The 6,716-nt window shown below is 75.9% G+C and carries 7 protein-coding genes and 1 pseudogene; 6 read left to right on the top strand and 2 right to left on the bottom strand.

Translation table 11 applies throughout. The features are described 5' to 3' along the window. Positions 1-41: 41 nt before the first annotated feature. Together ACWEO5_RS37585 and ACWEO5_RS37580 are read right to left on the bottom strand one after the other, a co-directional pair. Positions 42-950, bottom strand: coding sequence for a methyltransferase domain-containing protein (locus ACWEO5_RS37585; RefSeq protein ID WP_452166573.1), 909 nt, complete (start codon positions 948-950; stop codon positions 42-44). A gap of 69 nt (positions 951-1,019) precedes the next feature. After that, positions 1,020-2,162 carry an alpha-hydroxy acid oxidase gene (locus tag ACWEO5_RS37580; protein WP_452166572.1) on the bottom strand — a complete coding sequence of 381 codons (1,143 nt, stop codon included), beginning with the start codon at positions 2,160-2,162 and terminating at the stop codon, positions 1,020-1,022. A 188-nt stretch (positions 2,163-2,350) separates the two neighbouring features. On the opposite strand from ACWEO5_RS37580, the gene ACWEO5_RS37575 reads away from it, so the two are divergent. From ACWEO5_RS37575 to ACWEO5_RS37550, 6 genes and pseudogenes are all read left to right on the top strand, one after another. After that, positions 2,351-3,757, top strand: a complete 1,407-nt coding sequence (locus tag ACWEO5_RS37575) for a class I adenylate-forming enzyme family protein (RefSeq protein WP_452166571.1) — start codon at positions 2,351-2,353, stop codon at positions 3,755-3,757. A 148-nt stretch (positions 3,758-3,905) separates the two neighbouring features. Beyond that, positions 3,906-4,172 carry an acyl carrier protein gene (locus ACWEO5_RS37570; protein WP_344554862.1) on the top strand — a complete coding sequence of 89 codons (267 nt, stop codon included), beginning with the start codon at positions 3,906-3,908 and terminating at the stop codon, positions 4,170-4,172. Then, complete coding sequence (locus ACWEO5_RS37565) at positions 4,172-4,495, top strand: acyl carrier protein (protein ID WP_452166570.1); 324 nt, start codon at positions 4,172-4,174, stop codon at positions 4,493-4,495. Before ACWEO5_RS37570 ends, ACWEO5_RS37565 begins: the two co-directional genes overlap by 1 nt. Further along, positions 4,492-5,610 (top strand): beta-ketoacyl synthase N-terminal-like domain-containing protein, encoded by a 1,119-nt coding sequence (locus tag ACWEO5_RS37560; protein WP_452166569.1) that lies wholly within the window; start codon positions 4,492-4,494, stop codon positions 5,608-5,610. The genes ACWEO5_RS37565 and ACWEO5_RS37560 overlap by 4 nt, the downstream gene beginning before the upstream one ends. Positions 5,611-5,747: 137 nt before the next feature. Next, on the top strand, positions 5,748-6,407 hold the full coding sequence (locus ACWEO5_RS37555; protein WP_452166568.1) for a beta-ketoacyl synthase chain length factor: 660 nt from the start codon (positions 5,748-5,750) through the stop codon (positions 6,405-6,407). Between the two features lie 80 nt (positions 6,408-6,487). Beyond that, positions 6,488-6,716: pseudogene (locus ACWEO5_RS37550) on the top strand (long-chain fatty acid--CoA ligase); the annotation flags it as partial.

The raw sequence follows: 6,716 nt of genomic DNA, 5'->3' as shown, positions 1-6,716 counted from the left end.
GGCCCGGCGGCAGGAGCGCCGGGCCCCGCTCGGTCGTGCGCTCAACCGCCCTGCGTCCCTCCGGCGCCCCGCGCCCCTCCGGCGCCCCGCGTCTCTCCGGGAGCGGCGTCGGCGGCGGAGCCCGGGGCGAGCGCCTCCAGGTAGATCGACTCGTCCTTGCGGAAGGCGGTGTCGAGGTCGGCGACGTCGGGCCGGGCGCCGGTCTGGAACTCCTGCCGGGTGATGGCGAACCCGTCGTACCCGGCGCGGTCCAGGACGTGGCGCAGCTCGGCCTCGTCGTAGATCCAGCGGTGGCCGAAGTGGTAGAAGATCTGGTTCAGCATGAAGGCCCGGCGCTCGGGCATCGGCGGGCCGACCCGCATGGTGCGCAGGCGGCGGCGGTGGCGGCGGAAGAACTGCTCGCGGTCGTCGAGGTACCCGGCGACGTACGTGGCCAGGTCCGGGGTGGTGAGCCGGAGCAGGCCGCCGGGGCGCAGCACCCGGCGCACCTCGGCGAGCCAGAACACCGCGGTGCCGAGCGGGACGTGCTCGATCAGGTGCTCGGCGTACACCCAGTCCACGCTGCGGTCGGCGAACGGGAGCGGTCGGGTGATGTCCAGGCTGGTGTACAGGCTGCCGCCGTCGATCCGGTAGACCGGGCCGGGGCGGGTGGCGTCGGTGCCGTTGTGCAGGCCGACCAGGTCGGTGCCGAGGCCCTGCGGGTGGCGGGTGCGGAACGCGGCGAACTCGATGCCGGTCACCCCGAGCTCCTGGAACTCCTGGTGCGTGTACGGCACTTCGGGGCGCACCTGCTCGATCGTGGCGCACCGGGCGAGGTCCTCGGTGAAGGCGTCGGTGCGGGCTTCGAGGCCCTCGGGGTCCTCCCAGTCCCAGTCCGCGAACAGTTCCGCGACGGGGGGTCCGGCGGGGGGCTCGGAGAGGGGCTGGGCGGGGGGTTCGGTCGTCGTCATGCGTGTCATTCCGTTCTCATTGTCGGTGCTCCGTCATGAGCCCCTATATATAAGGAGAGCGACGGGCACTCAGCGGTGCGCGGGAGCGGCCTCCGGGGCCGCCGGCGGGACGGTCGGCGGGACGGTCGGCGGCCAGGGCGCGAGGGCGCCGCGGTCGAGGTCGGCGAGGGTGGGGCGGCCGGACAGCACCATGGTGTCGAGCAGCTCCTCGCGCAGCAGGTCGAGCACCGCCCGGGCGCCGTCCGCGCCGCCGTGCGCCAGGCCCCACAGCACGGGCCGGCCGACCAGCGCGGCGCGGGCCCCGAGGGCGAGCGCCCTGGCGAGGTCGGCGCCGTGCCGCAGGCCGCCGTCGACCAGCACGGGCAGGTCGGCGGGGACGGCGTCCACCACCTCGGCCAGCACGTCCGACGCGGGCGGGGTGCCGTCGAGCTGGCGGCCGCCGTGGTTGGAGACCACCAGGCCGTCCACGCCGTGCTCGACGGCGAGCCGGGCGTCCTCGGCGGTGAGCACGCCCTTGAGCAGCAGCGGCAGCGAGGTGCGGCGGCGCAGCCAGGCCAGGTCGGCCCAGGTGACGGTCGGGTCGAACTGCTCCCGGGAGTGCTCCTCGATGCCGGAGCGGCCCGCCCGGGACCGCGCGGCGCCGCTGGTGAGCCGGGCCGCCAGGTTGGCGGCGGTCATGCCGGGCGGCAGCGCGAAGGCGTTGCGCAGGTCGCGCAGCCGGCGGCCGACCTTGGGCGCGTCGACGGTGAGCAGCAGCGCCCGGTACCCGGCCGTCTCGGCCCGGGCGACCAGGGCGGCGAGCGCCTCGCGGTCGCGCAGCCAGTACAGCTGGAGCCAGCGCGTCCCGTCCGGCGCGGCCTCGGCGATCTGCTCCAGGGTGCGCCCGGCGAAGATGCTGACGACCAGCAGCGCGCCCGCCCCGGCGGCGGCCCGGGCGGTGGCGCACTCCGCGTCGGGGTGCGCCAGCCCGTGGTAGGCCATCGGGGCGACGCCGTACGGGGCGGCCAGCCGGTCGCCGAACAGCTCGGTGGTGCAGTCCGGGGCCGAGACGTCGACCAGGACGCGCGGGCGCAGCACGTGGCGGCGCCAGGCGTCCGGATTGGCGCGGGCGGTCCACTCGGCTCCGGCCGCGCCCTCGAAGAAGTCCCAGATCACGGCGGGCAGTCGGGCCTCGGCCAGCGCGCCGTGCTCCGCCAGGGTGAGCGGAACCATCGCGTCCGAACCTCCTGATGATCCGTCAACTCGTGCGAAAACGAGGGACAGCGTAGGGGGCGACCGGTCACTGGTATAGACCTTGACCCTTGATGCGGTCCCGTGCAAAGGTCGGCACCGACGGGGGATCCACACTGAAGCATCACAACTTCCGAACCTTGCTTCCCACACGAGCGCGTGGAGTTGCGTTGACGCTTACCCCAACCCCGGTGCGCGGCCGCACGGTTGCCGCGGACTGGGTGGACGAGCAGTTACTCGCCGGACCGGACGGCGAACCGTGTCTGCGCTTCGGCGCTCCGGTGGCCAGGGGGACCTTGCGGGCCCTGGTGGCCGAACGGCAGCGGCAGTTGGCCGCCGCCGGCCTCGGCGAACGCGGGACGGTGGCGCTGCGGATGCCGCCGTCCACGGAGTTCGTCGCGGTCCTGCTGGCCGCGTGGCGCTCCGGCGCGCAGGCGGTCCTGCTGGACCACCGGCTGACCACCGTCGAGGTGGACCGCGCGGTGGACCGGCTGCACCCCCGGGTGCTGGTCGAACTCGCCGACGGGCGACCTGCGTTCAGGTCGCTCCCGGACGGCGGGGCGGCCGGCTCCGAGCACGCCCTGGTCCAGCTCAGTTCGGGCTCGACCGGGCCGTCCAAGGTGATCGCCCGGACGGCCGCCGACCTGCTGCGCGAACTCGACTGCTACGCGAGGCTGCCGGAGTTCCCGACCCGCGGCGAGCGCACCGTGCTGCTGTCCTCGACGGTGCACGTGCTCGGCCTGGTCGGCGGACTGCTGCACGCCCTGCACGCGGGCGTGGAGCTGGTGGTGCCGCAGCGGATGACCCCCGCGGGCATCCTGGCCGCCGTCGCGGAGGGCAGCGCCCCGACCACGGTGATCGGGGTGCCGTTCCACGCCGAGCTGCTGGCCGCGGCCGCCGCGCCACCCGAACTGCCGCAGCTGCGGCGGATGGTGGTGGCCGGTGAACTCGTCCGCCCGCAGCTGCCCGCGGCGTTCCGCGAACGCTTCGGGGTGCCGCTGGGCACCATGTACGGGATGACCGAGACCGGCGTGATCGCCACCGACCTGACCGGGCGCAACCACCCGGCGGTCGAACCCGTCCACGGAATGGAACTCTCCGTGGCCGGGGGCGAGTTGCACATCGCCCGGGAGCAGTCCCCGTACCTGGGCCCGACCGACCCGACCCGCTGGTCGGACGGTCTGCTGCACACCCGGGACGCCGCCCTGATCGAGGCCGGCACCGGCCTGGTCACCGTCCTCGGGCGGCGCGACTCCCAGATCTCCATCGGCGGCCTCAAGGTCGACCTCAACGAGGTCGAGCAGGCCCTCACCGGGCTCCCCGGTGTGGTCGAGGCCGTGGTGCTGTTCGCCGACGGCGCGATCGAGGCGTACGCCGCGACCGCCGACGGCGTCACCTCCTCGCCGTCCGAACGGAACGGCCCCGCCGAGCGGTTGCGCGAACTGCTCGGCACGGAACTGGCGGGCTACAAGCTGCCCCGCCGACTGCACCTGATGCCGCGGCTGCCCCGGACCGCCACCGGGAAGCTGCTGCGGGACGCCGCCGCCCTGCGCCGACAGGCCGACGCCGCCCGCTGACCCCTCTCGCTCCTCCGCTTCCCCCTGTTCCGGTGCGGTGCGCCCGGCCCGGTGGACGGCTCCAGACACCGTCCGCCCGTCCGTCGGTGCGCCCTGCCCGGGAACACCCCTCTCCCCTTCCCCTCCCGATTGCGCTGGAGATCCTTCCATGCAGGAACAGATCCGCTCGTTCATCCTGACCACCCTGGCCGCGATGAACTACGACGTCTCGAACGTCACTTCGGAGACCGACCTCGGCCCGGCCGGCCTCGACCTGGAGTCGCTGGCGCTGGCCGACCTCGCGGTGCAGGTCGAGGAGGAGTTCGGCGTCCGCTTCGAGCTGGACGACATGGAGTCCACCGCGCTGATGACCATCGACGAGTTCAGCGCCGAGGTCGCCGCCCGGATCGCCAAGACCTCGGTGAGCACCGCCTGATGAGCACCGGCACCGGAACCCGCTTCGGCCGCGCCGAGGCCCTGGAGATGCTGGCCCGCTACGGCGACCGCTCGCCCGAGCAGGTCGACGAACACCTGGGCTCGCTGGAACTGACCTGGCTGATCGCCCAGGCCGAACAGGTCCACGGGGTGCAGCTCGACCTGGACGACGAACGGCTGGACGCCATCCGCACGGTGGACGACGCGGTGGCCGCGATCGGCTCCCTGATCGACACCGCCGGCGCTGCCGACGCCACCGGCAGCGGCACCGGCACCGGCACCGGCACCGGCACCGGCACGGACCCGGGGGCCGCCGCGCCATGACACCGACCGCGCTCCGGAACGGTCCGCCGCGGCGCACCGTCCTGGTCGGCGGGATCGGGGTGCGCTCGGCGTTCGGCGCGGGGCTCGCGGCGCTCACCGACGGCGTGCTCGCGGGCCGGCCCGCGTTCACCCCGGTGGAGCGCTTCGGCACCGCCGGACACCGCACCGACCGGGCCGCCACCGCGCCGGGATCGCCCCGGCTGGCCGACCAGTTGGTCGCGGTGCTCGCCGAGGCGGGCGCGCTCGCCGACCCGCTCGACCGCCGACCGGCCGACGAACCGGAGGAGTTGCTGCTCGCCCTGCACGGCGACCGGCGGGCCGGACCGGTCGCCGCCGAGGTCGCCGAACGCACCGGGCTGCGCCCGCGGGTGTACACCGGCGCGTGCGTCGCCGCGTCCGGCGCGGTCGCCGACGCCGCCGCGCTGATCGCCTCCGGCCGCCGCGAGCGCGTGCTGGTCGCGGCCGGCTACCTGGTCGAGCCGGACACCTTCGCGGTGTTCGACGCCGGCCGGGCGCTGGCCCCGGACGGCGCGGTCCGCCCGTTCAGCCTGGGACGGCAGGGCATGCTGCTCGGCGACGCGGCGGTGGCCGTGGTCCTGGAGTCCGCACCGGCCCTGCGCCGGCGCGGCGGCCGGGCGCTCGCCGAGATCGCCGGCTGGGCCAGGACCGGGGACGCCTTCCACGTCTGCCGCCCGCACCCCGCCGGCACCGGCCTGGCCAGGGCGGTGCACGGGGCGCTGGCCCGGGCCGGCGCGACACCGGCCGCGATCGGCTACGTCAACGCCAACGGCGCGGGCTCCAAGCTCGGCGACCTGGCCGAGGCCGCCGCGCTGCGCAGCGTCTTCCCGTCCGGCACCCCGCCGGCCAGCTCCACCAAGTCCGTGCACGGCCACGCCCTGGAAGCCTCCGCGCTGCTCGAACTCGCCGCCACCGTGGGCGCGTTGGGTGCGGGCGCGCTGCCGGTCAACGCGGGGTGGCAGCACCCGGACCCGGACTGCCCGCTCGACCTGGTCCTTGACCGCCCCCGTCCGGCCGCCCCCGCACCCGCCCTGGCCCTGACCCTCAACGCCGCCTTCGGCGGTGCCAACACCGCGCTGCTGGTGGCCCCGGCCTGACCCACAGCACCGATCGTCCGCCAATTCGCCTTCTAAATGGGCGAGTTGTCCGCAGGCGTGCCCTGTCCCACTCCGCTCCTTCCGCCCTGCCCGCTTCCGCCCGGCCGCTCCCGGCCCGTCCTCCTGGTGGCTCCCGCATGACCGCCCCGACCTCCGTCCCCGTTCCCGCCACCGACCCGCCGACCGCGCCCCCGGTCGCGGCACCCGCCGTGGCATCCGCCGTGACGCCCACCGCGGGACCCGCCGTGACGCCCACCGCACCGCCCGCTGCGCCGCCGACCGCACCGCCCGTCGTGGCGCCCCGCGTGCTCGGCGGGCCGCTGCGGGTGCTGGCCTCCGCCCGGTGGCCGGAGCGTCCGGGGGACGAACTGCCCGCTATCGCGGGCTTCGTGGAGTCCTCGTTCAGCCCGCTGGTGGCCGAGACCGCCGAGCGCTGCCTGCGCGCCCGCTACGGTCCGCCGCCGGCCGCCGGGGCGCCGCGCACCGCGCTGCTGCTGGTCAGTCCGAGCGGCGACACCGGCACCGCCGACGCGCTCGCCCGGGCCACCGCCGACGGGCGGCGGGTCGCCCCGCTGCTGTTCTTCCAGTCCAACCCGAACGCCGTCCTCGGCCACGTCGCCGCCCGCTGGCAGCTGGACGGCCCGGTGGTCGCGCTCGGCCCCGGCTTCGACGGCGAACGCGAACCGCACGACCGGGCCGCCCTGTTGATCGAGGACGGCGACGCCGACCAGGTCCTGGTGGTGACCGCCGTCCAGGGCCCGCCCGACCACGCCACCGCCGTCCTGCTCGCCCCCTGAGCACCGTCCCCTCCCCGCCCCTCGGCGCACCGCGGCCCGCCGGGGGTCCCCCTTCCCGCACCACGACAAGAACGGGACCGATGAGCCTCCCCAGCCTGCGCGCCACGCTGTCCGCCGACAGCTCCGTCGGCGCCGGAAACGTCCTGACCACCCGGGTCGAGCAGGGCCTCGGCCTCGATTCGCCGACCCTGACCTTCGACACCCCCGTCGACGGCCACCCGGCGCACACCGCCCTGACGCTGCGCGAGCTCGACCGCGCGGTGCGGGCCCGGGCCGCCGCGCTGCACGCCCGCGGGGTGCGCCGCCGCG

The organism is Kitasatospora sp. NPDC004272, from assembly GCF_053603035.1.
This window is presented reverse-complemented; position numbering and strand designations above follow the sequence as displayed.

What these genes read in the sequence shown, in the direction of transcription:
- ACWEO5_RS37585 (WP_452166573.1), bottom strand. Translation starts at nt 950, where the DNA reads ATGACGACGACCGAACCCCCCGCCCAGCCCCTCTCCGAGCCCCCCGCC.
- ACWEO5_RS37565 (WP_452166570.1), top strand. Translation starts at nt 4,172, where the DNA reads ATGAGCACCGGCACCGGAACCCGCTTCGGCCGCGCCGAGGCCCTGGAG.
- ACWEO5_RS37580 (WP_452166572.1), bottom strand. Translation starts at nt 2,162, where the DNA reads ATGGTTCCGCTCACCCTGGCGGAGCACGGCGCGCTGGCCGAGGCCCGA.
- ACWEO5_RS37560 (WP_452166569.1), top strand. Translation starts at nt 4,492, where the DNA reads ATGACACCGACCGCGCTCCGGAACGGTCCGCCGCGGCGCACCGTCCTG.
- ACWEO5_RS37555 (WP_452166568.1), top strand. Translation starts at nt 5,748, where the DNA reads ATGACCGCCCCGACCTCCGTCCCCGTTCCCGCCACCGACCCGCCGACC.
- ACWEO5_RS37570 (WP_344554862.1), top strand. Translation starts at nt 3,906, where the DNA reads ATGCAGGAACAGATCCGCTCGTTCATCCTGACCACCCTGGCCGCGATG.